Origin of the sequence: Variovorax sp. YR266, from assembly GCF_900107295.1 — a bacterium.
In the GTDB taxonomy this organism is placed as follows: Bacteria; Pseudomonadota; Gammaproteobacteria; order Burkholderiales; family Burkholderiaceae_C; genus Variovorax.
Window position 1 is genome coordinate 94,773 of record NZ_FNPM01000017.1, and the last position, 26,376, is coordinate 121,148.

The 26,376-nt window shown below is 61.5% G+C and carries 26 protein-coding genes and 1 pseudogene; 18 read left to right on the forward strand and 9 right to left on the reverse strand.

Annotation, left to right across the window (positions count from 1 at the left end; genetic code table 11):
• Window positions 1-4: 4 nt before the first annotated feature.
• A complete protein-coding gene (locus tag BLW48_RS30975; protein ID WP_093179417.1) occupies window positions 5-1,075 on the reverse strand; it encodes an alkene reductase in 1,071 nt (356 codons plus the stop codon).
• 108 nt (window positions 1,076-1,183) lie between these two features.
• On the opposite strand from BLW48_RS30975, the gene BLW48_RS30980 reads away from it, so the two are divergent.
• Entirely contained in the window at window positions 1,184-2,056 is an 873-nt protein-coding gene (locus BLW48_RS30980; RefSeq protein WP_093179418.1) for a LysR family transcriptional regulator, read from the forward strand.
• On the opposite strand, the gene BLW48_RS30985 is transcribed toward BLW48_RS30980, so the two are convergent.
• Window positions 2,022-2,957 carry a LysR family transcriptional regulator gene (locus BLW48_RS30985; RefSeq protein WP_093179420.1) on the reverse strand — a complete coding sequence of 312 codons (936 nt, stop codon included), beginning with the start codon at window positions 2,955-2,957 and terminating at the stop codon, window positions 2,022-2,024. The two genes, BLW48_RS30980 and BLW48_RS30985, sit on opposite strands and share 35 nt — an antisense overlap.
• A gap of 131 nt (window positions 2,958-3,088) precedes the next feature.
• On the opposite strand from BLW48_RS30985, the gene BLW48_RS30990 reads away from it, so the two are divergent.
• The 7 genes and pseudogenes from BLW48_RS30990 (at window position 3,089) to BLW48_RS35200 (ending at window position 11,075) form a co-directional block, all read left to right on the forward strand.
• Entirely contained in the window at window positions 3,089-4,060 is a 972-nt protein-coding gene (locus BLW48_RS30990; protein WP_093179421.1) for a Bug family tripartite tricarboxylate transporter substrate binding protein, read from the forward strand.
• A gap of 4 nt (window positions 4,061-4,064) precedes the next feature.
• Window positions 4,065-5,018: a fumarylacetoacetate hydrolase family protein gene (locus BLW48_RS30995; protein WP_093179423.1), complete on the forward strand. Its 954-nt coding sequence runs from the start codon at window positions 4,065-4,067 to the stop codon at window positions 5,016-5,018.
• A gap of 47 nt (window positions 5,019-5,065) precedes the next feature.
• Window positions 5,066-6,421, forward strand: coding sequence for a cytochrome c (locus BLW48_RS31000; RefSeq protein ID WP_093179424.1), 1,356 nt, complete (start codon window positions 5,066-5,068; stop codon window positions 6,419-6,421).
• An 11-nt stretch (window positions 6,422-6,432) separates the two neighbouring features.
• On the forward strand, window positions 6,433-7,191 hold the full coding sequence (locus BLW48_RS31005) for a gluconate 2-dehydrogenase subunit 3 family protein (RefSeq protein WP_093179462.1): 759 nt from the start codon (window positions 6,433-6,435) through the stop codon (window positions 7,189-7,191).
• A gap of 2 nt (window positions 7,192-7,193) precedes the next feature.
• Complete coding sequence (locus BLW48_RS31010) at window positions 7,194-8,975, forward strand: GMC family oxidoreductase (RefSeq protein WP_218137552.1); 1,782 nt, start codon at window positions 7,194-7,196, stop codon at window positions 8,973-8,975.
• 7 nt (window positions 8,976-8,982) lie between these two features.
• Window positions 8,983-9,501 (forward strand): annotated as a pseudogene (locus tag BLW48_RS31015) (transposase); the annotation flags it as partial.
• A 635-nt stretch (window positions 9,502-10,136) separates the two neighbouring features.
• Window positions 10,137-11,075, forward strand: a complete 939-nt coding sequence (locus tag BLW48_RS35200; protein ID WP_143047834.1) for a hypothetical protein — start codon at window positions 10,137-10,139, stop codon at window positions 11,073-11,075.
• A 51-nt stretch (window positions 11,076-11,126) separates the two neighbouring features.
• On the opposite strand, the gene BLW48_RS31025 is transcribed toward BLW48_RS35200, so the two are convergent.
• Both BLW48_RS31025 and BLW48_RS31030 read right to left on the reverse strand, forming a co-directional pair.
• Window positions 11,127-11,846 (reverse strand): GNAT family N-acetyltransferase, encoded by a 720-nt coding sequence (locus tag BLW48_RS31025; protein WP_177142474.1) that lies wholly within the window; start codon window positions 11,844-11,846, stop codon window positions 11,127-11,129.
• A 53-nt stretch (window positions 11,847-11,899) separates the two neighbouring features.
• Complete coding sequence (locus BLW48_RS31030; RefSeq protein WP_093179429.1) at window positions 11,900-13,030, reverse strand: hypothetical protein; 1,131 nt, start codon at window positions 13,028-13,030, stop codon at window positions 11,900-11,902.
• 312 nt (window positions 13,031-13,342) lie between these two features.
• Between BLW48_RS31030 and BLW48_RS31035 the strand changes: the two genes are divergently transcribed.
• From BLW48_RS31035 to BLW48_RS31055, 4 genes are all read left to right on the forward strand, one after another.
• Window positions 13,343-14,266 carry an OST-HTH/LOTUS domain-containing protein gene (locus BLW48_RS31035; protein WP_093179431.1) on the forward strand — a complete coding sequence of 308 codons (924 nt, stop codon included), beginning with the start codon at window positions 13,343-13,345 and terminating at the stop codon, window positions 14,264-14,266.
• Between the two features lie 91 nt (window positions 14,267-14,357).
• Window positions 14,358-15,194 (forward strand): restriction endonuclease, encoded by an 837-nt coding sequence (locus BLW48_RS31040; protein ID WP_093179432.1) that lies wholly within the window; start codon window positions 14,358-14,360, stop codon window positions 15,192-15,194.
• 1 nt (window position 15,195) lies between these two features.
• Entirely contained in the window at window positions 15,196-15,657 is a 462-nt protein-coding gene (locus tag BLW48_RS31045; RefSeq protein ID WP_093179434.1) for a DUF4124 domain-containing protein, read from the forward strand.
• A 1,028-nt stretch (window positions 15,658-16,685) separates the two neighbouring features.
• The gene (locus BLW48_RS31055) at window positions 16,686-17,237 is read left to right on the forward strand and encodes a metal-dependent hydrolase (RefSeq protein WP_093179437.1); all 552 of its coding nucleotides are present in this window, start codon (window positions 16,686-16,688) and stop codon (window positions 17,235-17,237) included.
• On the opposite strand, the gene BLW48_RS35205 is transcribed toward BLW48_RS31055, so the two are convergent.
• Window positions 17,230-17,691 carry a hypothetical protein gene (locus tag BLW48_RS35205; protein ID WP_143047836.1) on the reverse strand — a complete coding sequence of 154 codons (462 nt, stop codon included), beginning with the start codon at window positions 17,689-17,691 and terminating at the stop codon, window positions 17,230-17,232. The genes BLW48_RS31055 and BLW48_RS35205 overlap by 8 nt on opposite strands.
• 454 nt (window positions 17,692-18,145) lie before the next feature.
• Between BLW48_RS35205 and BLW48_RS31060 the strand changes: the two genes are divergently transcribed.
• The 4 genes from BLW48_RS31060 (at window position 18,146) to BLW48_RS31075 (ending at window position 20,965) form a co-directional block, all read left to right on the forward strand.
• The gene (locus BLW48_RS31060; RefSeq protein ID WP_093179438.1) at window positions 18,146-18,811 is read left to right on the forward strand and encodes a hypothetical protein; all 666 of its coding nucleotides are present in this window, start codon (window positions 18,146-18,148) and stop codon (window positions 18,809-18,811) included.
• 96 nt (window positions 18,812-18,907) lie between these two features.
• Window positions 18,908-19,441, forward strand: a complete 534-nt coding sequence (locus tag BLW48_RS31065) for a hypothetical protein (protein WP_093179440.1) — start codon at window positions 18,908-18,910, stop codon at window positions 19,439-19,441.
• Window positions 19,442-19,480: 39 nt separating this feature from the next.
• Entirely contained in the window at window positions 19,481-19,918 is a 438-nt protein-coding gene (locus BLW48_RS31070; RefSeq protein WP_218137553.1) for a cytidine deaminase, read from the forward strand.
• Window positions 19,919-20,311: 393 nt separating this feature from the next.
• Window positions 20,312-20,965, forward strand: a complete 654-nt coding sequence (locus BLW48_RS31075) for a hypothetical protein (RefSeq protein WP_093179441.1) — start codon at window positions 20,312-20,314, stop codon at window positions 20,963-20,965.
• 12 nt (window positions 20,966-20,977) lie between these two features.
• On the opposite strand, the gene BLW48_RS31080 is transcribed toward BLW48_RS31075, so the two are convergent.
• Window positions 20,978-21,457, reverse strand: a complete 480-nt coding sequence (locus tag BLW48_RS31080; protein ID WP_143047837.1) for a hypothetical protein — start codon at window positions 21,455-21,457, stop codon at window positions 20,978-20,980.
• Complete coding sequence (locus BLW48_RS31085; protein ID WP_093179444.1) at window positions 21,423-22,481, reverse strand: metallophosphoesterase; 1,059 nt, start codon at window positions 22,479-22,481, stop codon at window positions 21,423-21,425. The genes BLW48_RS31080 and BLW48_RS31085 overlap by 35 nt, the downstream gene beginning before the upstream one ends.
• Before the next feature lie 947 nt (window positions 22,482-23,428).
• Between BLW48_RS31085 and BLW48_RS31090 the strand changes: the two genes are divergently transcribed.
• Window positions 23,429-24,286 (forward strand): DUF6615 family protein, encoded by an 858-nt coding sequence (locus BLW48_RS31090; RefSeq protein ID WP_093179446.1) that lies wholly within the window; start codon window positions 23,429-23,431, stop codon window positions 24,284-24,286.
• A gap of 114 nt (window positions 24,287-24,400) precedes the next feature.
• The gene (locus BLW48_RS31095) at window positions 24,401-25,828 is read left to right on the forward strand and encodes a HEPN domain-containing protein (protein ID WP_143047839.1); all 1,428 of its coding nucleotides are present in this window, start codon (window positions 24,401-24,403) and stop codon (window positions 25,826-25,828) included.
• Window positions 25,829-25,910: 82 nt separating this feature from the next.
• Here BLW48_RS31095 and BLW48_RS35210 read toward each other — a convergent pair whose 3' ends face one another.
• Together BLW48_RS35210 and BLW48_RS35685 are read right to left on the reverse strand one after the other, a co-directional pair.
• Entirely contained in the window at window positions 25,911-26,126 is a 216-nt protein-coding gene (locus tag BLW48_RS35210; protein ID WP_143047840.1) for a hypothetical protein, read from the reverse strand.
• A 66-nt stretch (window positions 26,127-26,192) separates the two neighbouring features.
• Window positions 26,193-26,376, reverse strand: a 184-nt coding sequence (locus BLW48_RS35685; RefSeq protein WP_218137555.1) for a hypothetical protein, incomplete at its 5' end; no start/stop codon positions are given.

Consider the following 26,376-nt stretch of genomic DNA (forward strand, 5'->3'; position numbering starts at 1 on the left):
TGCCTCAGGCGGCTTCGGCCACGGCCAGCGCCGGATAGTCGATGTATCCCTTGGCGGTAGGCGGCGCGAAGAAGGTGGTGCGGTCGACTGCGTTGAGCGCAGCGCCCACGCGGAAGCGCTCGGGCAGGTCGGGGTTCGCGAGGAAGGCGCTGCCGAACACAGTCGCGTCGGCCTTGCCTTCGTACAGTGCACCCTCGGCGCTGTCTTGCGTGAGGCCACCGCCGATCAGGTACGCACCTTCGAAGCGCGGACGCAACAGCGCGTGGTAGTCGAACTTCGCACCGAACAGCGCGACATGCAGATAGGCCAGTCCCCAGCCGCGCAGCCGGTCGATCAGGTAGGCATAAGTCTCCTGAGGCGCAGCATCGGTGATGCTGTTGTAGTTCATCTCCGGCGAAATCTTGATGCCGACGCGGTCGGCACCGGCCTCAGCGGCCATCGCATCCAGCACGTCGAGCACGAAGCGGGCGCGGCCTTCGACAGAGCCGCCGTACAGGTCTTGCCGCTGGTTGCTGCCCGACGAGAGGAACTGTTCGGGCAGGTAGCCGGAGGCCGCGTGCAACTCCACGCCGTCGAAGCCCGCGTCGATGGCACGGCGCGTGGCCTGGCGATAGTCTTCGATGACGTCGGCGATCTCGGCCAGGCTCAACTCCCGGGGCGTGACGAAGTCGACCTGGCCGGCCGGCGTCCATGCCTGGCCTTCAGGCTTGATGGCCGAGGGAGCGACGGGCGTGGCGCCGTCGAGCAGCGAAGGGTGCGACACCCGGCCGCAATGCATCAGCTGCATGAAGATGCGCCCGCCGCGCGCATGCACGGCCTCGGTCACCTTCTTCCAGGCCGCCACCTGGGCCTCGGTTTCGATGCCGGGCGTGTGCACGTAGCCCTTGCCCATGGCGGACGGAAACACGCCCTCGGAAATGATCAGGCCGGCGCTGGCGCGCTGGGCGTAGTAGGCGACCGTCAGGTCGCTGGGAACGCCGTCGCCGTCGGCGCGGGAGCGGGTCATCGGGGCCATGACGAGACGGTTCGGCGCGATGTAGCGGCCGATGCGAACGGGGGTGAACAGTTGGCTCATGGGAAATTCCTTGGGGCGTGTGCTTGCGATGGACGTATCTTTGATTAATCTAAGGGAGAGATAAATACGGTAAAATGGCAATCATTGATCCAAAAATGGCGCAATAAAATGGAGCTGCTGAATGACATGGCTTTGTTTGTCGAGGTCGCCAGCACGCTGAGCTTTCGCCGTGCGGCCGATGCCACGGGCGTGCCGAACTCGACCCTGTCCAGGCGAATCAGTGCCTTGGAGAAGGCCATCGGCCTGCGGCTCCTGCATCGCACGACGCGCAAGGTCGAGCTGACCGAAGCCGGGCAGCTCTACTACGAGCGCTGCAGGCGCATCGTCGACGAAGCCCGCATCGCCCACGAGCAGTTGGGGGAGATGCTGGCGCAGCCCAGCGGCGTGCTGCGCGCGTCGCTGCCGGTGGACTTCGCCATGATCTACATGGCGCCGCTGATCGTGGAATTTGCCCGCCGCTACCCGGGCATCACCTTCGATCTCGACCTCACGCCGCGGCGGGTGGACCTGGTCACCGAGCCGTTCGACGTGGCCATCCGCATGGGCGAGTCAGCGGATTCGAACCTGATCGCCCGGCTGCTGGCTCGCCTTTCGGTGCAGGCCTATGCGTCGCCCCGCTACCTCGAGCTATCGAGCGAGCCCACGCACCCCACCGACCTGGCGCAGCACGAGTGCCTGGGTTTTCCCAAGGCCGGCAAATGGGCACTGCACCGAGGTGCCGAGACCGTCGAGGTCGAAGTCGGGGGGCGCTTCCATGTCAACAGCGTCGGCATGTTCCGGCGCCTGTCCACGCTGGACCTGGGCGTGATCCTGCTGCCCGTGGAGATCGCCGCCGAAGACCTGGCGGCCGGCCGGCTGCGCCGGATACTGCCCGACTGGGAGGGCAAGCCGATACCGGTCTATGCCCTGACCGAAACCCGCTTGCTGCCGGCGAAGACGCAGCGCTTCATCGAGTTCCTGCAGGAGCATCTGGCCAAGTGACCGCGCCGCCGTCCGCCGCGAACTGCTGCACGATGAAATCGCGCAGCCATTTGTTCGCGGGGTCGCGGTGGTAGCGGTCGTGCCAGTACAGGGCGACCTCGAAATGAGGCAGCGGCAGCGGGTGCGGCTTGATCGCGAACCGGAAGTGCGCGCTGAGCGTCTCGGCAAGCATCGCGGGCACGGACCAGAGCAGGTCGGAGCCGATCACGAAGTGGGGCGCGGCCAGGTATTGCGGCAGCCGCACCTTGATGCGGTTGCGCGCACCGGCTTCGATGAGCGCGCGCTCGAGAACCGCGTGCCCGCTGCCTGAGTACTCGACCAGCAGGTGTTCGCTTTCGGCGAATCGCCTGGCCGTGAGCCTGACGCCGGCCAGCGGATGGTCTTCCCGCATGACGCACACGTAGTTCTGCCTGAACAGCATTCGACTGTGAATGCCTGCCTCGAGCGAGGGCAGGAAGCCGAGCGCGAAGTCGATCTGCCCCGCGGCCATGGCGCTCATGGTTTCCGGAATCGAGCGAAACAGCGTGCGCAGGCGAAGTCCCGGTGCCGATTGCCCGAGCGCGGCAAGGATGCGGGGAAAGCACACCACCTCGCCGATGTCGCGGGTCCTGACCGTGAACATGCGGTGCGCGGTCGAGGGGTCGAAGCGTCCGCGCTCGGCGCGCGTCTTGCGCACCATGGCCAGCGCATCGAGCAGTTGCGGCGCCAGTTCCTCGGCCAGCGGCGTGGGCTCCATGCGCCGGCCCGCGAGCGTGAACATCTTGTCGCCATACGCTTCGCGAATCCGCTTCAGCGAGGCGCTGACGGCGGCCTGCGTCAATCCGAGCCGCTCCGCCGACACCGTCACGGAGCGGTCGCGCCACATGGCCTCGAACACATAGAGCAGGTTCAGGTCCTTCATTGCAAAAGTATAAATTTCATCTATACCTTCGAATCATTCATTCGATATGGATTAATGAAAAGGTGCGTTTCAGAATCACGCGACTACAAGGAGACGAGGCGATTGCACCAGACCCCGCCTTTCACACACCCATGACCTTTCAACTTCAACGCCGGGCGATCCTGCAATGCGCAGGTGCCGTCGCGGCAGGCAGCGTGCTGCCGACCTTCGCGGCCAACCCCTTGCACGTGTATGTCGGTTATTCCCCAGGCGGGGCTACCGATGTGATCGCGCGCCTGGTGGCACGCCAGATGAGCGGCTTCGATCCGATCGTGGAGAACCGGGCCGGCGCGGGCGGCCGGTTGGCGCTCGATGCGGTGGCGCGCGCGAGGAACGACGGCGGCACGATTGTCGTCACGCCCGACTTTCCGCTCACGGTCTATCCCTACCTGTACCGCAAGCTGACGTACGAGCCGCTGAAGGACTTCGTGCCCGTGGCGATGTGTGGCGTGTCCGAGTTCGCGTTGTGCGTGGGCCCGGCCGCGCCCAGGGAGGTGACGAGCGTCGGGGCGTTCCTGCAATGGTGCCGGCAGAACCCGAAGCAGGCGCTGTACGCCTCGCCCGCCCCCGGATCGACGCCGCACTTCACCGGCGTCATGCTGGCCGCGGCGGCGAAGGTCGAACTCACGCATGTGGGCTACAAGGGAGGAACGCAAGCGGTGCAGGATCTCCTGGGAGGCCAGGTCCCTGCAAGCATCAACCCGGTGGCCGAAGTGTTGCCGCAGCTGGGGAGCGGCAAGCTGCGCGTGCTGGCGACGACCGGTCCCGAACGCTCGCGATTCCTGCCCGACGCGCCGACGCTGCGCGAAGCGGGCTACCACGATGTCGTGGTGCAGAGCTGGATCGGCGTCTTCGCGCCCGCGGGCACCGCGGAGCCCGTTCTTGCCGGGATGGAGAAATCGATTGGCGAGGCGTTGAAGACCGACGCGATCGCCGAAGGCTTCGCGAAGTTCGGCATTGCCGTGAAGTCCATGGCGCGGCAGCGCGTGTCCGCCCTCATCCGGGAGGACCTGCAACGCTGGGCGGGCGTTGTGAAGGCCTCCGGTTTCGTCATCGAGGAGTAGGCGCTTGAAGTACCAGTTGTTCACCTATGGATCGGGCAGGGCGCCGCAAGCCGGGATCGTGGTCGGCAATGCCTGGCTGTCTCTTGCTGGTGTGGCGGACCGTACAGGCCAAGCGACACTGGCCCGGTCATCGGTCGATGACTTGCTGCAGCGCTGGGAGACGTCGCAGTCGGCGTTGCGAAGACTGGCGAACGCGGTGGCCGAAGATGCCGCGGTCTTCAGCGATGCGGCCCTCGACGCGGCACAGCTCACGTTGCTCGCGCCGCTGACACGTCCCGGCGTCATCTACGCGGCGGGGGCGAACTACCGCGACCACGTGGCGGCCATGAGCAGTGCCTTCAACATGAAGTTGGTGCTGGACCCCAAGGGCGTGGGGATCGCGCCCTGGCACTTCCTCAAGGGAGGCGCCGCCAATCTGTCGGGCCATCGTGGCGAGGTGGCGTTCCCTGCCCGCACGCAGCGTCTGGACTGGGAGGCGGAGCTGGCCGTCGTGATCGGCCGCCACGCGTCGGGCGTGACGGTCGGGTCGGCGCTCGACCACGTGGCCGGCTACATGTGCGCCAACGACTTGTCGGCGCGCGATCATTTCGTGCGCGACAAGGCCGACCCCAGCTCCCCGTTCCGATACGACTGGATCGGCCACAAGTCCTTCAACGGCTCGTGCCCGCTCGGGCCGGTGTTCACGCCGGCCGAGTTCGTCGGTTCGCCGGAGAATCTCCACATCAAGCTGTGGGTCAACGGCGAAATCCGTCAGGATTCGAACACGAGCAACCACCTGTACAACGTCGCGGAGCAAATCGCCCACCTGAGCGAGCGCACCGACCTGTATCCCGGCGACGTGATCCTGACCGGAACCCCTGCGGGTGTCGGCATGGAAAGCGGCGTCTTCCTGAAGCGCGGCGATGTGACGAAGGTATGGATCGACGGCCTGGGCGAGCTCGAGACGCGTATCGTCTGACGCGGCACCTGCTCAACGACGGTTGGCATTGCAAGGAGAATGCAACGATGGTGAAGAAGTTTCTGTGGGCCTTCGCCGGCATCACCGTCCTCGTCATCGGCGCGGCGCTGATTCTTGCGCTGTGGCCCACGACCACGCGGGACATCGCCGCCGCGTCCGACAGCAATTCGAAAGCCTTGGTCGACAAGGGTCGCTACCTGGCCCAGGCCGGCGATTGCGTGGCCTGCCACACGTCGCCGGGCGGAACGCCATTCGCCGGCGGGCTGCCGCTGGCTTCGCCCATCGGTGCGATGTACAGCACCAACATCACGCCGGATCGCGGCAGCGGCATTGGCAACTACACGCTCGCCGACTTCGATCGCGCGGTGCGCCACGGCATCCGGATCGACGGCGATTCGCTGTACCCCGCGATGCCTTATCCGTCGTATGCGCGCATGAGCGACGACGACGTTCGCGCGCTGTATGCCTTTTTCATGCACGGCGTGGCGCCGGCCCAATCCCAGGCGCATCCACGCGGCATTCCCTGGCCGCTGTCGATGCGCTGGCCGATGGCGCTGTGGCGCAAGGCATTCGCGCCGCAGCCGGATGCAGTGGCCTTCGACCCCGCCCGCTATGCCGACATGTCGGTGGCGCGCGGTGCATATCTGGTACAGGGCCTGGGGCATTGCGGCAGTTGCCATACGCCGCGCGCGCCAACGATGCAGGAGAAGGCGCTGGACGAGTCCAGCCCCGAGTACCTGGCCGGCGGCCCGCTCATCGACGGATGGGTGGCGGTGAACCTGCGCGGCAATCCGGCGGACGGACTGGGCGCCTGGTCGGCCGCCGACATCGTCTCGACCTTGCGCAGCGCGCGCAATGCATCGCATGCAGTGGTCGGCGGTGCGATGAACGATGCCATCGTGCACAGCACGCAGCACCTGAGTGACGACGACCTGAAGGCGATTGCCGCATTCCTCAAAGCGCTGCCACCCTCGGCGCACTCTCCATCGTCGTTCAATGCCGACCCTGCGACCGCCAAGGCACTGTGGCAGGGCGTCAACTCGACGCGCGGCGCCGAGCTGTACGTCGACAACTGCGCGGCCTGCCATCGCAGCGACGGTCTGGGCTACGCGCAGGTGTTTCCGCGCATCGCCGGCAATTCCACCGTGCTGGCAGGCGACCCGAGCTCGGTGATTCGCCTGATCCTCGAGGGCAGCAAATTGCCCGCCACGCGCGTCGCGCCATCGGAGCTCGGCATGCCCGGCTTCGGCTGGCGCCTGTCGGACGACGAAGTGGCACAGCTCGCGAGCTTCACGCGCCAGAGCTGGGGCAACAAGGCTTCGGCCGTGCAGGCCGCGCAAGTCGGCGCGATCCGCAGCGCCATCGAGAAGGAGCGGTCCGCGCAGGCCGCTCCCGCGCGTTGATCGATCGCCTCATGAACCCAGACAGGAGCACGCCCGTGACCGCACCGGACTCATCGCAACCACCGTCATCGAGGCGCCAGTTGTTCAAGGGCTTGGGCGCCGCCACCCTCGCCGTCGCGGTGCTTCCCGGATGCGACACCCGGCAGGCGACGGCCGCGCAAGGCGAAGCGGCCGCGAGCAACCCGGCACCTAGCACCTATTCGCCGCGCTTCTTCAGCGCAGGCGAATGGGCCTTCGTCAACGCCGCCAGCGCGCGATTGATTCCGAACGATGCATCGGGCCCGGGAGCGGTGGAAGCCGGCGTGCCCGAGTACATCGACCGGCAGATGGACACGCCCTGGGCCACCGGCAAGCTCTGGTACATGCAAGGGCCGTTCAACGCCGACGCGCCGGCCACGATGGGTTATCAATCGCAGCTCACGCCGCAGCAGATCTATCGGCTGGGAATCGATGCCGCCAACGGCTTCGTGCAGAAGGCGCAAGGCAAATCCTTCGTGCAACTTGCGGTGGACGCGCAAGATGCGGCGCTGCATGAAATCGAATCGGGCAAGGCCGTGTTCGAAGCCGTGCCAGCCCAGCTGTTCTTCTCGATGCTGCTGCAGAACGTGCGCGAAGGCTTCTTCGCTGATCCGGTGCATGGCGGCAATCGCGGTCTCGTGGGCTGGAAGCTGATCGGGTTTCCCGGTGCGCGCGCCGACTTCATGGACTGGGTCGAGCGCGACGTGAAATACCCGCTGCCACCCGTGGCCTTGAGTGGGCAGAGAGGCTGAGCATGGCCGGCAACACGATGAAGAAAGCCGACGTGGTGATCGTCGGCTTCGGCTGGACCGGCGCGATCATGGCCAAGGAGCTGACCGAGGCCGGCCTGAACGTGGTCGCCCTCGAGCGCGGCCCGATGCAGGACACGGCCACCGACGGCATCTACCCCAAGGTGCTGGACGAGCTCACCTACAACATCCGCCGCAAGCTGTTCCAGGACATCTCGCGCGAGACTGTGACGATCCGCCACGGCGTGAGCGACACGGCGCTGCCCTATCGGCAGCTGGGTGCCTTCCTGCCCGGTACCGGCGTTGGTGGCGCGGGGCTGCACTGGTCGGGCGTGCACTTTCGCGTCGACCCTGCGGAGCTGCGCCTGCGCAGCCACTACGAAGAGCGCTACGGCAAGAAGTTCATTCCCGAGGGCATGACGATCCAGGACTTCGGCGTCAGCTACGAAGAGCTGGAGCCGCATTTCGACTTCGCCGAGAAAGTATTCGGCACCTCGGGCACCGCATGGACCGTGGCCGGCCAGAAAGTGGGCGAAGGCAAGGGCGGCAACCCGTTCGCGGCCGACCGCTCGCACGCCTTTCCGCTGCCCGCGCAAAAGCGCACGGTGTCGGCACAACGCTTCGGCGATGCCGCGGGCAAGCTGGGCTATCACCCCTACGACCTGCCGTCGGCCAACGCCTCCGGGCCGTACACCAATCCGTACGGCTGCCAGATGGGGCCGTGCAATTTCTGCGGCTACTGCAGCGGTTACGTCTGCTACAACTATTCGAAGGCCTCGCCCAACGTCAATGTGCTGCCGGCGCTGCGCCAGGTGCCGAACTTCGAGCTGCGCACGCATGCGCACGTGCTGCGCGTGAACCTCGCGGCCGATCGCCGCACCGCCACCGGCGTTACCTATGTCGATGCGCAAGGACGCGAGGTGGAGCAGCCGGCGGACATCGTCGTCATCTGCGCGTTCCAGTTCCACAACGTGCGGCTGATGCTGCTGTCGGGCATCGGCACGCCCTACGACCCGGCGACCGGCAAGGGCACCGTCGGGCGCAACTTCGCCTACCAGAACATGGCGACGATCAAGGCCTTCTTCGACAAGGACGTGTACGCCAACCCCTTCATCGGCGCGGGCGGCAACGGCGTGGCGATCGACGACTTCAATGCCGACAACTTCGACCACGGCCCGTTCGGCTTCGTCGGCGGCTCGCCGATGTGGGTCAACCAGGCTGGCGTGAAGCCGATCAGCGGCATCTCGCTGCCCGAGGGCGCGCCCGGCTGGGGCAGTGCGTGGAAGCAGGCCGTTGCCGACAACTACACGCACACGATGTCGATGGATGCGCACGGCGCGCACATGAGCTACCACGACAACTACCTGAGCCTGGACCCGACCTACAAGGACGCCTGGGGCCTGCCGCTGCTGCGCATGACCTTCGACTGGAAAGACAACGACATCCGCATGACCCGCTTCATGGCCGAGAAGATGCGCGGCATCGCCGAGGCGATGGGCCCGAAGGCCGTGCGCGTGTTCGTCAAGAACTTCGGCGAGCACTTCGACACGACGAGCTACCAGACCACCCACCTCAACGGCGGCGCGATCATGGGCACCGACCCGGGCACCAGCGCGATCAACCGCTACTTGCAGAGCTGGGACGTGCACAACGTCTTCGTGCCCGGCGCGTCGGCCTTCCCGCAGGGGCTGGGCTACAACCCGACCGGCCTGGTGGCGGCGCTGACCTACTGGTCGGCCAAGGCGATCCGCGAGCGCTATCTTGCAAGGCCTGCGGCGCTGGCCTGATGAGCACGCCTTCGCCGACTGGCTCGCCCCGCTGCGCAAGTGTGAATGGGGCGTCTATGCCAAGCGTCCGTTTGCCGGCCCCGAAGCGGTGCTGGCCTATCTGTCGCGCTACACCCACCGCGTGGCGATCTCCAACAGCCGGCTCGTGGCCATGGATGAACGTGGCGTCACCTTCCGTTGGAAGGACTACCGAGCCAAGGGCCGAACGCGCCACAAGACGATGACGCTCGATGCCGATGAGTTCATGTGCCGCTTCCTGCTGCACGTACTGCCGGGCGGCTTCCATCGCATTCGCCACTACGGGCTCCTGGCCAACGGCAATCGCCAGGAGGGCCTAACATGCGTTCGCGCACTGCTACTGCAGCCAACCGATAAGGCGACGGAGAGTTCGGACGTTGATGCCGAGCCTGAATCTGCGCGACCAAGTTTCTTTTGCCCGCACTGCGGTGGTCCGATGATCATCGTGCAGACCTTCGCTCGCGGACAACCAATCCGCGCACCACCTCAGCAGCCCCAGACACTATGAGCACTGATCATCAGCAGCGTCGGTCGTCATCTCGTCCCAGGGCGATGAGAGGATGTCTTGCCTACACGCCCCGCGAGGGACTTGCCGCAGGCCATGGGACCGAGCGACCCAACGTGCTGGTTCGATCTGCGGCGCCACATCGACGTCGTCGAACGAATGCTTGGGCCCATCGACTGCATCACCTCGATTCACGCATCTCGAATCCCCATAGCTTCGTAGTCTTCTCAGGCTCAACAGGTGCATTCCGCGGTTTCCTCCATGGAGGCTTGTCCAACACCTGTCCTCAGGCCGTGTCGTGCTCGGCACCGTCGTCATGCACGGACAGGTGCCGGACAACCCTAAACCAAATGCGACATCGGGCAGGCTCGGAAGCGGCCATTCCGGTGATGCTCGGTCGAGGTAGGTGACCTCGACGACGGATGGTGTAGCGCGACGCTGCGGCGGCGGCAATGTGTCGATAACGGCGTGTTAATCAAACAATGAACGATTGGCCGCGTTTGGCAGCAAGTGATTCATCTCGGCGGAATGGCGTTGGGCCTGCGACTGCTGCGTGGCAGTTGTCGAGCGCAAAAAAATGGAGACGAAATCGAAATGCTGCTTAGCATGATGGCATCAACATCCCGCTTACCCGATTCATGCACGAAGAAGCACGCCTGAAGTCCCCATTTCCTGCTGCAGCCAGATTTGTCGACGATCTGATCTCGATCAGCCTGGTCGAGAAGCATTTCAAGACATCCCATGATGCCAACAACGCGCTCACGTTTGTCTGTGCGGATTGCGGCGTGCCGGTCAGCGCGGTGATCATCGAACCTTTCAAGGTCGGCCGAAAGATCACCCCCTCGTCTAGTTTCCGGAGGCGCGATCCAAATCACCCTCACACCTGCAACCGAGAGCCTGCACCCGATGACTCGACCAGAGTAAGTGCTGGCGAAGGCAAGATTCCCGCAAACCCGAATCGGGACATGTGGCCGACACGATGGGTCGATCCGCGCGTGACCGCCGCGCCATCTGTGCCGGGTGGGGCGGGGCCCAATCCTCAAGTCAATGGGCAATCCGGTACTGGATCGAGGAACCGCAATGGAAGTGGCTCCGGAACATCCGAGTCTCAATCGCAGACGGTCGAAAAATTCGCACGAGGCTGGCACAGCATGAACCTTGCGAGCCGCAAGACTCAGTCATTGGCGGCGTCGTGGAATTCAGGTGGCACATTCTTCAGCGCATTTCATCCCTTGGACTACGACCCCAACGTCCCGCGCGGCCACATGAAGATATTCGTCGGCACCGCTCGCGAGGTTGTGGCATACCCGGATGGATTTGACGTCATGCTCCACGAAAGGCAAATGGGCGGCCCTGAACTTTGCGTGTGGATTCCGACGACCCCGTGCCTGGCACAGGGTGCAGCGGGAGCCGCGCTGCAAAAGCAGTTGCTTGACTATGCCAACACGCCGGTCTGGACGAGACCGGTACAAGTCCATGTGCTCGGGAAGTTCGACCGGCATGTCGGCCTTCCTGACCCAGTCCTCGGATTGGAACTGGGGCATCCGCACATGATCTGGATTTCTTCGGTGCAGTAGGCCGCGTGGCGAAACTCCTTCATCGCTGATGGACCGGTTGTTCGATCTTCGCTAGCTCGCCAGGAGGCCTTCGGGCCAGAGAAAGTCTAGGAAGAATCCGTTGGGGCAGTGTTCCACGCCGAGATCCGCGGCCCGTTCGTGCTTTGCCTTTCCGCAGAGCCACTCTTCGCCGTCAACAGTCACCCGCAGCACCGTATCCTGACCAACTACTTTGTTGGGACAGAGTGCGCGCTCGGACAAGTAGATCATTCCTCCTTCACGCACCCCGGCTATGACCTGAGTACGCTCGGCAGGCGTCTCAGGCTTCCGGTCCCGCATTTCCGGATACCACTCCACGATCACCTGTACTCGTTCGCCTTCGTCAGGCACCACAAGCGTCCTGGGCATCAGTCTGAAGGCGTAGACGTTCTGCATGCCGACATCGCCGTTTTTCTGTAATTCAAAGCCCATGCTTTCCCAGAAGGGAATGGAAGAGCGTGGCGTGCATTGGATGCGAAGGATGTCATGCCCCGCTTCGGCGGCCTCCGCCAGCCGATGCGCAACCAAAGCCTTGCCAATACCTTGACCGCGCATGTCGTTGCGGACCTCAAGGATGCCGGGATGTACCAAGGCTCCCCACTGGTATGCGACGACCTCCTGTGACTGTTCGTCAACGTAGACAAGAAGCTTGCCGGCCTCGTGCGCTTCAACGGTCAGATTCCAATTGCACAAGAAGGTGCCGTGCACTTCGTCGTTTTCTTGCGCTTCAAGCCAGGCCTTGATGAAGCGCATGTCCGCGTCCGTTGACCGGCGTGCTTGAGGGCAGAGGCGTGGCTGGACAGTGCTCATGGTCGTAGGCCTTCTTGGCGAGGCCACTCCTCGGCCCACTTGGTCATCAAGCGCTCGAACACTCTCGCCATCTCCGGGTCGAGGCCAGCGTAGAGCTTCGGCACGAACTCTTTGAGGTAGCGCTCGCGACAGTCTGGGAAGTCCTTCAGATAGAACGGCAGGTGGTTGCAGTCAATGATGTCTTCGACGACATTTTTGCGCATCGATGCGCCCCGCTTCAACCGGGACTGGTTTTCGAGCAGCCAGCGCTTGAACGAGCCAGCCCATTGTTGGCGGATGCTGTCCGCCGTGGTGGTGCGTTTGAACAGAACGAGAGCAGTCCTGCCGCTTTGGTACCACGACCATTCACTATGCACGCTGCACGTCCAGCCGATGCAGCCGGCCATGTGCGCCGCTTCGGCGAATTTCGGCGGAAGGCCGTCATTTCCGACGTAGGGCATTGACACCGTCGCGCTGCAATATTCCGCCCATTCAGGCTTGACCCTCCTGGTGAGCGGAAGCGACTCGTAGAACTTTCTGCGATGGTCCGAGCCAGGGAAATCCACATGGCCGCCTCGCTGGTTCTTGAGACTACGGCCCCACCCCGGTAGGCATGCGCCATGGTCAACGCCGATGCTCCAGCGCTTCACCATGTGCTTGTCCTCTGTTTCGCCGTGGCCGAGGTCGAAGGCCGAAGAGAATTCGGCTGCGCACCAGGCGCGCAATGCATGGATGCGGCCCCACACCCGGTCAGGAGCCTTCTCAAGTTGACGCAGCTCGGCAATCGCTTCGAGATAGCGTGGAGAAGGAGTCGGGGAGTTCAGGACGGGGCCCAACGTGAAGTCGTGCTGAACCGGATAACCGAGCTCAACCAAGCGGCGATTGAGCTCAAGCGGCTCGAACATGTCGAATTCGAGTGCCCGCATCAATGCCGGCGGGTCGGCCTGAAGTGCCGCATGCGTTTTAAAGCCAAGCGAAGTCGCGATGGCTTCGCTCAGGTGCGCGGAACGTACATTGGGGAAGCGCGCCTGCAGCCGGTTCTTTAGGGCTCGCAGTGCGATATTGGGCGCGGGCTCGACAAAAGCGAGAGTACCCGGAATGGGAGATGCGCGAAAACTCTCGCGCGCAGCAGAGGTAGATTGGGCCATGAAGGCACTCCTGTCATAGGTAAGACCAGCGTTCCTCGATTACGCGCCGGCCTCCGACGGAATGCGGATAGGCAAAGCGAATGGGTGACTTTCTTTCCGATTTAACCCGAGGACAGGTTGGGCCGGATGCCGACGTCCAGTATAGGAGAAACGGAGAAAAGAGTCTCCCAAAAGCGCGACTCTTGGGACGCCGTTCATTTCGCCCTCGACCTGGGCTGAAGAACAGCCAAGAGGGGGCAGTTGAAAACAGCCCGCCGCGAGAGCTCGTCTAAACTGTGGCCGCGACCTGCGGGCAAACTCATGAAAGAGGGCATGAGCATCGAACTACAGATTCAAGGGCAAGGCTTGGCCGTCGAGCTAAGGCCAGTTGAGCCAGTTTCGACACTGCAGCGCGAGGTCCAGCGCAAACTCGGGCGCTGTCTGATTCGTCTTCAGCAGTACGAACGCTTGATGAAGGCGTTCGCCGTTGACTTCGAGATCGCCGGCCCTTCCGATGAACTGATGGCCATCCGACAGAAGCGCGGTGAAGTCGTCTCGCGCATGACGCTCGGACAGTTGGTCGCCGAGTTGACCGGGACTTACCTGCAGCCAGAGCCGCCGGACACGGTCGAGCCCGAGTGGAACCCAGTCGACTCCCAGCGCATCTGGTTTCGCATGCAGACACGGATGGCACTACAGCCGGAAGACTACGAACGCGTCGTGGTGGGACTGAAAGAACTCGTCGCGCTGCGCAACGAGCTCGTGCATCACTTCCTCGAACGATTCGACATCTGGTCTGAAGCTGGGTGTCATGACGCGGATGCGTACCTCGACGTTGGAATGGCGAAGGTCGACGGCCACTACGCCGAGTTGCGTCAATGGGCGATCACCATGGACCAAGCGCGCAGCGCAATGGGGGCATTTATGGCGAGCCCCGCATATACCGACTTGCTGTTTGATGGCATCCGCCCGGACGGGACTGTCGACTGGCCGACCTGCGGCATCGTGCGGTGCCTGCGCACGGCTGAAACGGTGCTGGCTGTCGACGGGTGGGCAGACCTCGGTCAGGTCATAGAGCGAATGAACCTCATGCATCCTGAGCAGGCACTCAAGCGTTACGGCTGTACGACGTGGCGGCAGGTGCTGCACGAATCCAAGCAGTTCAAGATCCGCCGTGACCAAGGCTCGGCAGAGCGCCCAGGCCGCACGGAATTCCAGAGCCTCACGAAGCCGCTACAGTCCAGCGATACCAACTGATCATCTGGCACGGAGCCGTCGGCAACAAGAAAGTTGGCCACCACTGGAGGGAATCTTGGCTAGAAAGAAAACGAGTCTTGCGGAAGATCTGATGGATCTGGTGTCCCTGCTGCCATGGTGGGGCGGCGTCGTTCTTGCAGTGATCAGCTACCTGCTCTTGCACAGGCTGGCCACGCCTCTACCACCGGTCGCGCTTCAGCCAGGTCAGGTGGCTGACTTGATGGTCCGCTCGATGGGCACCGCGCTGGCGACCGTCGGCCAGTACGTGGTGCCGCTAATCTGCCTCAGCGGTGCGGGAGTCTCAGCATGGCGGCGGCACCAGCGCCGAACCTTGATCTCGAATACCGCACAGGCCAAAGGCGCAGATGCGCTCGACGGCATGTCGTGGCGCGAGTTCGAGATGCTGGTCGGTGAAGCTTTTCGTCTGCAAGGCTTCAGCGTCTCTGAAACCGGCGGTGGTGGAGCAGATGGCGGCGTGGACCTGGTGCTCTCGAAGGGCACAGAGAAATTCCTCGTCCAGTGCAAGCAGTGGAAGGCCTACAAGGTTGGGGTCGACGTGGTGCGCGAGCTGTACGGCGTGATGGCAGCGAAGGGAGCTACGGGCGGGTTCGTTGTGACCTCCGGCAGCTTCAGCGAGGATGCCAAGGCCTTTGCCGATGGCCGCAATGTCAAGCTGGTGGATGGGCATCGACTGTTCGGCCTGATCAAACAAGCTCGGCAATCGCTGTCTTCGCGTGTCGACGCCGCCGACAGGTTGCACCCGGTCGCACCATCGAGTCCACCAAGTGTCGCGGCTGGCGCAACCGCATGCCCTGCATGTGGCTCGGGGATGGTCAAGCGCACTGCCAAGAAGGGCGCGAATGCTGGCGGGCAGTTTTGGGGATGTTCCCAGTATCCGGCGTGCCGGGGTGTCCGGCCGATAGCTTGATATGGGCTCCAACTACACCGTGAGCCGGCTGGTCGCCCTCTCATGTCTCCTGGCCTCTTGCATTGCATCAGCGGCGCCACCGGTCTACCGCTGCGAGACGAATGGCCGCGTCGCCTATTCGGATTCTCCCTGCGTGGGCGCGAAGATCATCGATGCAACGCCGAATCAGGGTGTGGACAAGATGTCGGGGCAGTCTCGCAAGGGAGCAGAAGTGCAGCGCGCAGAGACGAACAACGCGTTCGACGATGCGCTGAGGCCGTTAACCGGGAAGTCGCGCGGCGAGATGGAGGTATTGCGGCGTCGAGTGCGGCTGCCGCCACAGGATCAAGCGGAATGCGCGCGGCTTGACCGCCAGTTGCCTGTGCTCGAAGGTGGAAGCGGCAGTCCGGACACCAAGGCGCGAGCAGAGGAAGAAGTACGGCTATATCAAACTCGCAAGAGATTCTTCGATCTCAAGTGCTGATCTGTCAGGTCTGGCCATGCGCAACGCTGCGATGGCAATGTAGCGATAACTGCACCGTATCGATAAATGATTGGTTCGATACCGCGCTGCTGAGGCTCTAGTTGCGATTTCGAATGGGGTGAGTGTCAGCACCCCACATCTGCAGCTGACCTTGCAAATTCCTCGTTTGCGGTCTTGCATGCAGGACCTGCCAGGGCCTTTTCTGGTCCCATGGAGTTCCATATTGCCTTGATCTGATCGAGGCTGACTTTCAGCGCATCGGTCGTGGCGTTGCGTTGCTTGCTTACACAAGCAGTGACCCTCTCGGCGTAGTCACTGCGTTCCTTCGGTAGATCAACGAGAGCTGTCGGCGTCGATTCGACCGCAGGAGCGCGCCTTGCCGCGGGGACAGGAGCTCGTGTGTACTCTGTCGTCGAGCAGCCTGCCAACGCTGCAACGGCGACGATTAACGAGAGGTGGTTCATTCTTTCACGGGAAAGATGTTGCATGTGATTGATTACTCGATGCCGGATGGCTGCCGCAGGCAAAGAGTTCAATATATGCCATGGTCTCAGGTCGAGATCGAGGGATGATGAGTTGTGGTGGCGAAAAAAGTCGCACTGTGCGATCAGAAGTCTCCAGATAAGGTGTGGGCGTGCCTTGCTGGCGAACAGGATGCAGAGAATGACACGTTCGGCGTGGTCAGCCGTTATGCTCTGGCCGATCCCGATTCGACGAGGTGCTGTCCGCAAAATGAGAACTGAAGAAACCGCTCCATCGCAGGCAGCCGCCGTGGATGCAGCGTCAGCAAGTACGCAATCTGTCTTTCCGCTCGAACTCTGGCCGCAGTATGAAAGCGGCTTGAGTCTAGAGCTGTCCAGGCGGCATCGCACGGGAGAGCTTCGGCTGACGCGATTGCTGCGCCAGGCTGGTACTCGGCTGCGCCCTACGGGACGCTGAACCAATACGCGTTTGGGCTGAGCGCCCCGTCACCGAAGCCATCTTATCTACCGCTCCCACCACTTCTCGCTTACGCCGTTCGTACACCAATGCCGACCATCTTTACCCATGTCGCAGTTCCAGTTTGCGCGACCATTGCACTTGGAACGCGGCGCGTGCCCGCATCGGCGTTGCTGGTTGGCATGCTCGCGGCCATCGCGCCAGACTTCGACGGTCTGGCTTTCAAACTCGGCATAGCCTACGGCGGCATGGCGGGGCATCGCGGCTTTACGCATACCCTAATGTTCGCTCTGGTGTTCGGCCTTCTTGGTTGGTGGCTTGCGCCACGGTGGCGCATGCGCCGAGCGGTCGGCTGGGCATGGGTGGCGCTGTGCACCTTGTCGCATCCGCTGCTGGACATGCTGACCAACGGCGGCATCGGGATCGCGCTCTTCTGGCCTTTCGACAGCACGCGCTATTTCAGCCCGTGGCGTCCGATCGAGGTGTCGCCGGTGGCCATCAAGCGGTTCCTTTCGCCGCGCGGTGCGCAGGTGCTGTTCAACGAGATTTTCATCGTTTGGGCGCCGCTACTCGGGGCGGCGGTGATCGCAATGGCGATACGCCGCACCGTGGAGCCACCAATCGCGCCTAGTCCTAGCTAGCCCTGTCTGCGGGTTCGATCTCCTCAACCCGATAGTGCAGTCGATTGCCGACTCGACTCGGATACTTCAGCGCGTCCATCGCTCCTGCTCGCCCTGTGAAGGGACGTATTGCACCGCCGCTGCATGTCTCGCGGCGTAGCGGCGGGCTGGGGCCAGTCGTGCGTGTTGGAACAGGCCCAAGCTTTTTGTTCTGTTCTTGAAGAGCTCCGCGACCCTTGGCTGTGATCGTGTATAGCTGGGTCGGTGTTCCGCCATGTCGTCGACCGATATGTTCGCGGATATAGCCCTGTCCGTGCAGTGCCATCAGCTCTGCAGTGACCGGTTGGCCGAAGCTTTGGCCAATGGCGATGCCGAGGGACAGGTCCATGCGGGAAATCACGCGCAATACAGCCAGGATTTCTGGGGTGGGGGCGCAGAGGATGCAGAGTTCACGCGTGCAATCTGCGCGGCTCATGTTCCGGAGAGAAGGAGCGAAGTCCTGCTTCGATTTCCAATTGCGCCCTCGGCTAGTCAGACCGCCACGGCTTCCACCAACGCAGTGGTTCTCGTCGATGCTCAAGCGGTCGCAGGTCTAGGTCGTGGTAGTCGGGATGGAGTGCGCCTGCGCGCCGCCGCAATTCCACCTCCAGTTGATGAGCTACGCCGCGGGCGTGCAGATCACCCTGCAGCGCTCGTCGGCGCCATTCAATGGCCCTTGCGCCCAATTCCTCGTCGGGCAGCATCTCTGTTTCGATCATGGTATGGATTGTGTTCGGCCTTGGGTTGCAAGCGGTCGCCTGCTCGCGAGGTCAACCGGACGCTTTACTAGTCCAACGTGCTCGGCCTGCCATGAGCGTAGGGGTTTGCACCGTCCTGGCATCGCCGGAACATGGGATGTGACCCGAATAACAAAAGATCACACTGATCGAATGAAGATGCTCTTACGACTCCGGTTCGTGCTTGCGCTTTGCGCCTTCGTCATGACGACAGCATGCGGACGTGCGACGCTACCTGTGTTGCCTTACCCGGCGGCTCAGAGCTCAAGCCTGTTGAATCAATACCTGTTCGCTCTACGGGCGGCGGAAAAGCGGCAGGTCGCATACCCCGATGAGCCCCTGTGGTTGCGCGACGAGGGCGGGAGGAGCGTTGACACGGTCCTGAATGCCGACAACGCGGCGATGGTGTTCTATGGGCTCTCTCGCGGGGTTGACAACGAGAAGATCACAAATGAGATCCTGAATGCACTCGCACCGATGCTTCAGAGATATGAGGTTGCCTATGAGAAAAGCCAGGGCAAGTGGTACCAGGATGAGTACGTTGAGACGATAGGCGTGCAACTCGCGATGCTGTCTGCATTCCAGCCCAAGCTCCCAACTATTCTGCCCGGGGCGGAGAAGATGATCCCCACGGGCCTTTCCAAGCCCATTTCTCCTGCGGTTTTGGACAACGCTCGGCAACTGGTGGAGTTCTACAAGACGTCCCAATCCGAGGCCAAGACCAACCTCTTGGCTAGATCCAGCGAGCTTGCAAATTCGGAGCGTCTGAGGGCGCCGGTAAGAGAGAGGTTGCGGGTACTCCTCGACAGGTACCGCTAGGGCTCGCGCTGCATGCGAAACAGGAGAGGTTGTGCGCAGCATTTCAGGCCCGTTATGGATGCGACACATCGCCAGTCTTCCGGATAAGGAGCGTACATGACGGAATGGAACAAGGACGAGTACCTGCAAAAGCGCAAGGCGCTCGAAAGAGCAGGAAATGACTGCAAAGGCACAGCGGAATCGAAGGATCTGATTCCATCAGAGGTGGTTGCATGGATTTACGGGATCCTCACCATGCTTGACACTAAGGCGTCAGCCCTGATGCGCTTGAATGGCGTCTTGATCGCTGCAGCTACATTTCTTCTTGCTCAGTTCGCATCACCTCACTCTTTGATGCTCGGTGGTAGAGTGCAGGCAGTCCTCGTCGTTGTCGCGGCTCTTTTATCGGCGATTTCGATCACGTTGTGCCTGTTTGTTGTCAATGTGGGTTGGCCCTTTCTTGGAAAAGCAGAGATTAGTGGCGCTACAGTGAAATTCTCCGAGGAGATTTGCGCGCTCTCGAAAACAATGAATCGCCGACAGCTTTGTTACCGTAGTGCCTGGTGGGTGTCGCTTGTTGCATCGGGCTGCTTTTTCTTTGAACTATTTATGCAGACTTATCACATCATCTGTGGTGCTTGGGGAGTTTGATTGATGGCAAAGCAGCCTCCTGCTGCGAGGCGCGGTAGATTGGGCTTTCTCGATTTGCTCACGCGTGCGCGCGACGCTTCGATGAACGCCTACGCTCCTTATTCGCGATTTGCTGTAGGTGCTGCTGTCGAAACCGAGGACGGCCAAGTGTTTGTTGGCGCGAATATGGAGAACGCCTCGTATGGCGTTACCCTTTGTGCTGAGGCTGGAGCACTTCAGGCAGCCTCCACTGCTGGGCAGCTTGGAAAGATTCGGCGGATCGCGATTGTGGGTGGCTCACAGCATCCCACCGAACCGCAGCAGGCATCTCCAATTTCGGCCTGTGGTCGATGTCGTCAGCTGATAGCGGAGAGCGCGCAGCTCAGCGGCCACGACATTGAGGTGATTTGCTCAGACTTGAGTGGCACGAAGATCAAGAGAAGCAGAATCTCGCGCCTGCTGCCAGATGCCTTCGATAAGGGGCGGCTCAAAAACTAAAAGATAGCATCGGTGCCAGTACCCAGCGTGCCGGGGCATCGGGCCGATAGCTTGAGACTGACTCCTGCTACGCCATGAGACGAATTGTCGCCCTCTTGTGTCTCCTTGCTTGTATCAGGTTCGCCTTGAATTTATCGCGGTGACGGCGCCCGCGCCGTCTCTTGGCTACGAGTTCCCCTGGCCCATTGGCCCAGGGACCTAGAGACCTCCCGATCAGTCGAGACCAGCGCCCGCCAGATGCGCTGAGGTCACAACCACGCTGCCTCACGACCGATGAATTAACATCGGCCGGTCAGCTGCTGCACCGATCGGTTCGCGCGGCCTCGTCTTGAATACCCTCTCGAGCCCATTGCTCAAGGATCGTGGGTCTGTTGAATTCGACAGCAATCAGGTATGCATGTAGTTGAGCCATACAAGTCGGGCGAGCGCACCCAGTGCAAGGTCCTTGTCTCGAAGATTTCATCTCCCGCGCAGGTGCTTGCGGGCGGCGATGGATCCATTCACGCCGCACTGACGGTAGAAGGGTTGGGCGGCTCAGTCGGACTTTACTTCTATCGCTTCGCAAATCTGGAAAAGAGGAAGGCGTTCTCCAAGATCGGAGAAGTCTCACGAGCGGACGGCATTATCGTGCGCAAGCACCGAGGCTGGCTGTCGCCAAAGACGTACGGCGACTCGTACCTCAGGGAAGGCAAGGCAGGGGCGTTGAAAGGAATTCACTCGGATGTGTTGGACGCGACCGAAAGCGACCCGATGTTCTTTGTCTTCTATGAATTTGACCCTTCGAACTCGTTTCCGAAGCTCGACGAGCTGCAGGCCTTTTCTAGGCATCGCTGTCACTTCGGCCGGTCCACCCGGAATCAAGAGGCGACGAACAGGTTCGAGAGCCTCGGGCGAAACCTGGTGTGGCACCCAAGGGCCTTCGATGAGGTGCTCGCGATGAAGCTTCCGTCTGGAAAGAGCTACCAGGATGCGTTTGACGAAGCCGCTCCACGCGAGAACGCGAGGCAGGCGGGCACACCCTTCACGGTGGAACAGGGCTCCACATAGCACCGCACAACATCAAGCCGGGCGCGTCACCGTCCCGTCGCTCTGAATGGCGAGCCAGGAATTCACCGGGCCCACAAATCCACCGACTTCAAAAGCCCGCTCCGTATTCCGAGGCTTGTGATGGTGGCCGAAGATGAGCTTCTCGGCACCGGCGAACTCTCCGAACCTCCTGGTCTCGTGCTTGCCTGCCTGGCCACTCGACATCGTCTTTCGGGGCAGCGTGATGTTGAGGGCGTCTGCTTCCGTGGAGAGGGTGCGCTTCGTGTCGTTCCAGATGCTGTCCATGTCTTCGCGAAGGCTCTTTCCCTGCATCCGATGCACGGCCAGCAAGGAGTCGCGCAACAGTATTTCTTCGGCCCTGGAGACTCGCGGCCTCCCCCCGAAGTAGAGACTGGAGGCGTTGTCGACGATCTTCGCTAGGTCGGCGGGAGCTTCTGCCGCCATCTCCATCGCTCCGTCATACGCGACCAGGACGGCATTCGTGATGGCCAAGCCGGCATCCTCCAGTCCGCCCACCCTGAAGAGCCACTCTCCTTCTTTGACGAACCGGCGCAGAAGACGGGCGTTCTTGTGAGACATCGATATCGCGAGCGACGTGAGGAACGGACGTGGACCACTCCTCCGGCATGCCGGACGTCATGCGCCAGCCCCATGCGTTGTAGTGGCCATGCGTCAGAAGAAGGCGCGTGTCTTCTTCCGGCTTGAGCTCCAGGAACGGGTAGTGAACGGTCGCGACCTCCGTGATTCTCTGATGGGCCGTCTTGTCCCGGACGGCCAGCAACTCCGGAGTGCGATCCAGGATGACCCGCGCCCAGTCGACATGCTCGGCTGCCTCCACGAAGAAGGCGAACGAGTCGTGGTTGCCGGGCACGTAGTGCACATTGACCCCGCGATCGACCAGTCGCGCGAGTTGCTTGTAGAGGTGATCCCAGGCAGCGGCGACTCGATTCACAAAGTCCCTTGGCTTGTCGCTGCGCACGAAGAGCCAGAAATCCAGAACATCTCCCAGCAGAACCACCTCTTCGCCTGCCTTCCGAGCTTTCAGCCAAGCCTGGAACGGAGCGGTCCCGGCCTGCTTTGTCCCGAGGTGGACATCCGAACACACTGCGCCGACAACCGTGACCGGGGGAGGGGGAGGAGGGGGACGAGGCGGGGGCGGAGGCGAAGGGGGGCGTGAGAGGATTATTTCTTGCAGCTGCTTCTGCAATGCCTCCAACCTCTCGCACAGGGGACGTGTCACATGTTGACGATCCAGAGCGTGTGCATCGAGCGTAGACCACGTCTTCTGCGCAGCGGTAACCAACTGTTCATTCGACGCCTCTATGTACCCAATCAATCCCGTCGGCTCTTGGATTTTCTTTCGCATATCCGCGAGAACGGAGACTGCCTCCCATTGCTTCGATTTCTCCCCAGTGTGGAACAGCACTAGGGCGTCCCGAACCAAGACCCGAAGGAGCGACTTCGCTTCCTTCTCCACAAGCGCCTTGAGTTCATCTGGGAGCGAATCCATGGCCATCCCCCGCCGATATGAGGGATTCAGTATCTCGGGTTGCTGGTTCTCGATCAAGTCCGTCGTAAGAGCGAACAGGCGTATGCGTCTACGGCGCCGACCTCCCTTCACCGTATCGATAGTGTTCACGTGTCCGACAAGAAATAAGTGGAGTAGTGAACAAGATGCTCCTAGGCTCGCTGGCGAGGATCAAGATGAGTTGGCCGGACGTTTACAGAGATTCTTCGATCTCAAATGTTGATCTGTCAGCGCTCGACATTGCTACGGCAATGTAGTGGTAAGTGCGGCGTATCGCTACTTGAGCAATTGCTACCGAACGGCACACACGGTGAATTCAGTTCCTCATAACCACCATTGTCGATAGCTGACAACGATCAGACCATGCTCGTTGGCTGGATGAAAGATGTCGGACCAAAGCGGGCGAATGGCTCGCTATCCGACCGATTGCGTCAGACTGGGCAGAGTCGTTCACGGTCGGCTACTTGAGTGGCTGCCCCAATCAGCACAGGACATTCGTCACGCAGTAGCTCATGGGGCGCTGAACCTCCAAGAGCGGACAATCGACGGGCTGCCTCCGCGATTCAATCCAAAACCACCGGGCCGGCGTGAGCTCACTGGCTCAACCAGCCTCTTCGTTCATTGGCTTTCGCGAAATTCGCCGCCTGGAGGCTGTCGTTTGGCGTCCGCGATGAACGGAACGACATACCAAAGGTCCGCGCCGTCAATGCTGATGTTCCCGGTGCCCGAGACAGCAGTCGCAGCGATGCTCCTGATCGGCTTGTGACCTTCATGGTGATCACGCGAATGCCGCGAGGCCGCCGTAGCAATCATGCAGCCTATGGATTGATTCCAACGGTATGACCAAGTTTGTGGCGGCACTGCGCGCTGGTCGCCAGGGCGCCAGACTATGACGCTATCCTTGTCGGATTAAGACAAATTTGAGGGAGGCACCAATGGCCACGCTTTGCGAAACCTTCCGTTCAACAGCCTTCAACACCTACGAAAGACTGATGGCTGCTAAGAGCATTGATTACCAGCCTTTAGAGGAGACATTCACGGACAACATCATGCTTGACCTGAAACTCAAGCATCCAGTCGAAATCTTCACGCGTCCTTTCAACAAAAGGGTAGAAGGTGTGAACGGAGCAGATTGGGAATGGTGGCTGACGAATGCCGCCGAAGACAACTGGCTCGGTCTTCGGGTTCAAGCAAAGATCCTCAACTTCAAGCCGAACGAGTACTCCCACCTGCACCACAAGGTCGGCAAGGCGAAGAAGGCCTATCAGCTAGCCAACCTGAAGCGCGAAAGCGCGAAAGCGGGTATGGTGCCTCTGTATTGCTTCTACAGCTACGGCGACATAACGAGTGGGGCGTGCGGGTCATTTGGGCACGCTGCAGAAGCCTTCGGTTGTTCTTTGACCTCGCTCGCTCATGTGGAGTCTCTTCAAGCTGCTGGCGAGAAGAAGGGCTTCGATGACGTGATGGAAAAGGCTTCGCCCTGGCACTGCCTTGTCTGCTGCTCAGGATTTGGACCGGGTGACTTGCCGACAAGGGCATGGAACTTCCTGCAGGGTGCCCTTGACATCAAACTGCCGAAGCCTCGCAAACCTCGTCAGTCCAACGTCGATGGCGTATCGAGGGCTTTGCCGTCAAAGCCCGCGATCGGGCCAAGAGGCCAGCCGCCACACTACGTTCGGGCGATCGTCGGAGGCGAGGCTGTCCGCCCCGATCAGGTCCCAAAGAAAGTGGCAGGTGTCTTTGTCATCAAGGGCCATGCAGACACCTCGATTGGGCCTGGTCAACACAGATAGCTGGCCAACCAAACCTAACAGAGCGAAGGCGGCCACAGCCGCTGGAAGTCCGTCAGCGCTGCATCACATCCGAACATAATAGGCGCGCTAACGCAACAATCAGAGGGAGTGAAAGTGAGCGAGTCCATTCTTAAGGTGGAAGGTGTTTTTAAGTGGTTCAAACCTGGCGCCGCCACAGACGACAGCCAACTGGTGGCGGGCACCTTTGAGATCGCTGCGAACGGGGTGTCAACGCTCGCACTCACCGGCTTGTTGCCAGAAGAGGTGCCCGTAAGCATCTCCCTCACGCCGAGGCCAATTGTTCAGGACCGGTGGATCGTTGGCGCACTGAAGGACAGTCGATACGTTTTCCTACGGCGCCTCGGTAGTGACGGCACAACCTACGGCAGCGTGCTGTCACATCAAAAGTTCCGTGCACGCGAGTGCGTCGTGTTTCGGAACCTCACAGAGTTCCCCGACCTGGACACCGTGAGCAAGCTGCTGATCAGCCTCGATTCTTTGGGCGACTGGGTTAGTGAGCCTGTTGTTAAGGTTACCAAGACCCCGCGTGGTGCTGCCTCGCGAGCGTCCAGGCCGAAAGCGCACACGTTCAAGCTGCCAGGCAAGACGCTGCGCCTTAAGACCAGTATTCGCTACACGGCGCCGGCGGACTCGTGGTTCCGCGAGGCGACGATCAAACAAGAAACTTTCTTAGAAAGCGAGCCAAAGACGCCGCAGACCTTAGAGGCGGTCCGCGAAGAGTTCCACCTACTGGAGGATCTACTCCTGATGCTCTCGGACATCGATGTATCACTGCCGTGGCCGACTGTGTGGTACGGCAAAGAGGCCGGCACGTACTACTTCGAGCGACAGCGGACGGATGCGCAGAAGGTTGAAATCCTCAAGTCATGGGCAGCGCTGACCTGGCTGGCTAAAAGCTTCGGCGCGTTGCTTGCTAACCTCGAGGTACAGAAAGACGTCCTTGGACCTGGCCTCTACCTATACCTTGGCATCCGACGAGGAACTGGCCTGTACTTGGAAAACAAGTTCTCCACAGCGATCTTTGGGCTTGAGTCACTGCATCGGCGAGTTGGCACGTCTCAGACTCAGGCCAAGCTTCAAGCGAAGATCGATCGCATCGTTAAGGACGTCCAGCTTCAAAAGGACAAGGACTGGCTGATCGGCCGTCTTAAGAACGCTGGGGAGCCGAGCCTGGAGGAGCGGCTGTTCCTGACGTTTTCCGAACTGGACATCGGGTTAGACGCCAAGGCGTTACGCGCGTTCGCGAAGGAGTGCGCTGATGTTCGCAACCAAGTGGCGCACTTCGGTGGCCAGCGTGATGGAGGTTATGACGTCTTCGTTCAGAGGATGTACATTCTGAATGAGGCTGTGCGTCCGTTGTACCACGCGGTGTTGCTGAACAGGATCGGATTCGACCCCGACCGCATCCGGGCATACTTTCACAGATCACCGTACGCAGTGCAGCGCAAGCGGATGATGAAGGAGGCTGGCCTCACGTTCGTAGCGCCTGCAGCACCCCAAGTGGCTGATGAGTTAGCGTAGCTCGCTGGCGGCGCGCAAGGTCGTCCTGGATGAGCACATCGCCTCTCGGACCAGTCATTCGTACGACCACGAGCTGACGAAATCAGATGACCGGTATGTGATCACAGCCAGAGTCGGCGCGCGGATGCTCAAGGACAGCAACCGCTGCGGAGCAGACAAGCTCGGTTGCACCTACGCGCAGAGAAGGCGAGATGGGAATGAGTTCCTCATAAGCCACATTGTCGATAGCTGAAAACAGCGAGGCTGTGCCGATTTGCTCGACGGAAGGTATCACCTGCCATGCAGGTGAATGTGTCATGACTACTTCAGACTGGACGGCGACACTCGCAGTTTGTGTCGGAGCGGCAGTGATCAGCGTTACCGGTCATTCGGCGTACAACGCCTCGACTTGCTGCTCGGCTTCCAAGAAATCCACCCTCCCGGGGCCCAAGGGCGCATTCGAAGGCTGCAATGTTCGTAAGCGTCGTCTCAGCACCCTCTTTTTTTGCTGAGGGCTGATGTGCAGGATCGGTGGTCCATGCACGCCGCGATGGTGTGCATGAAGAACC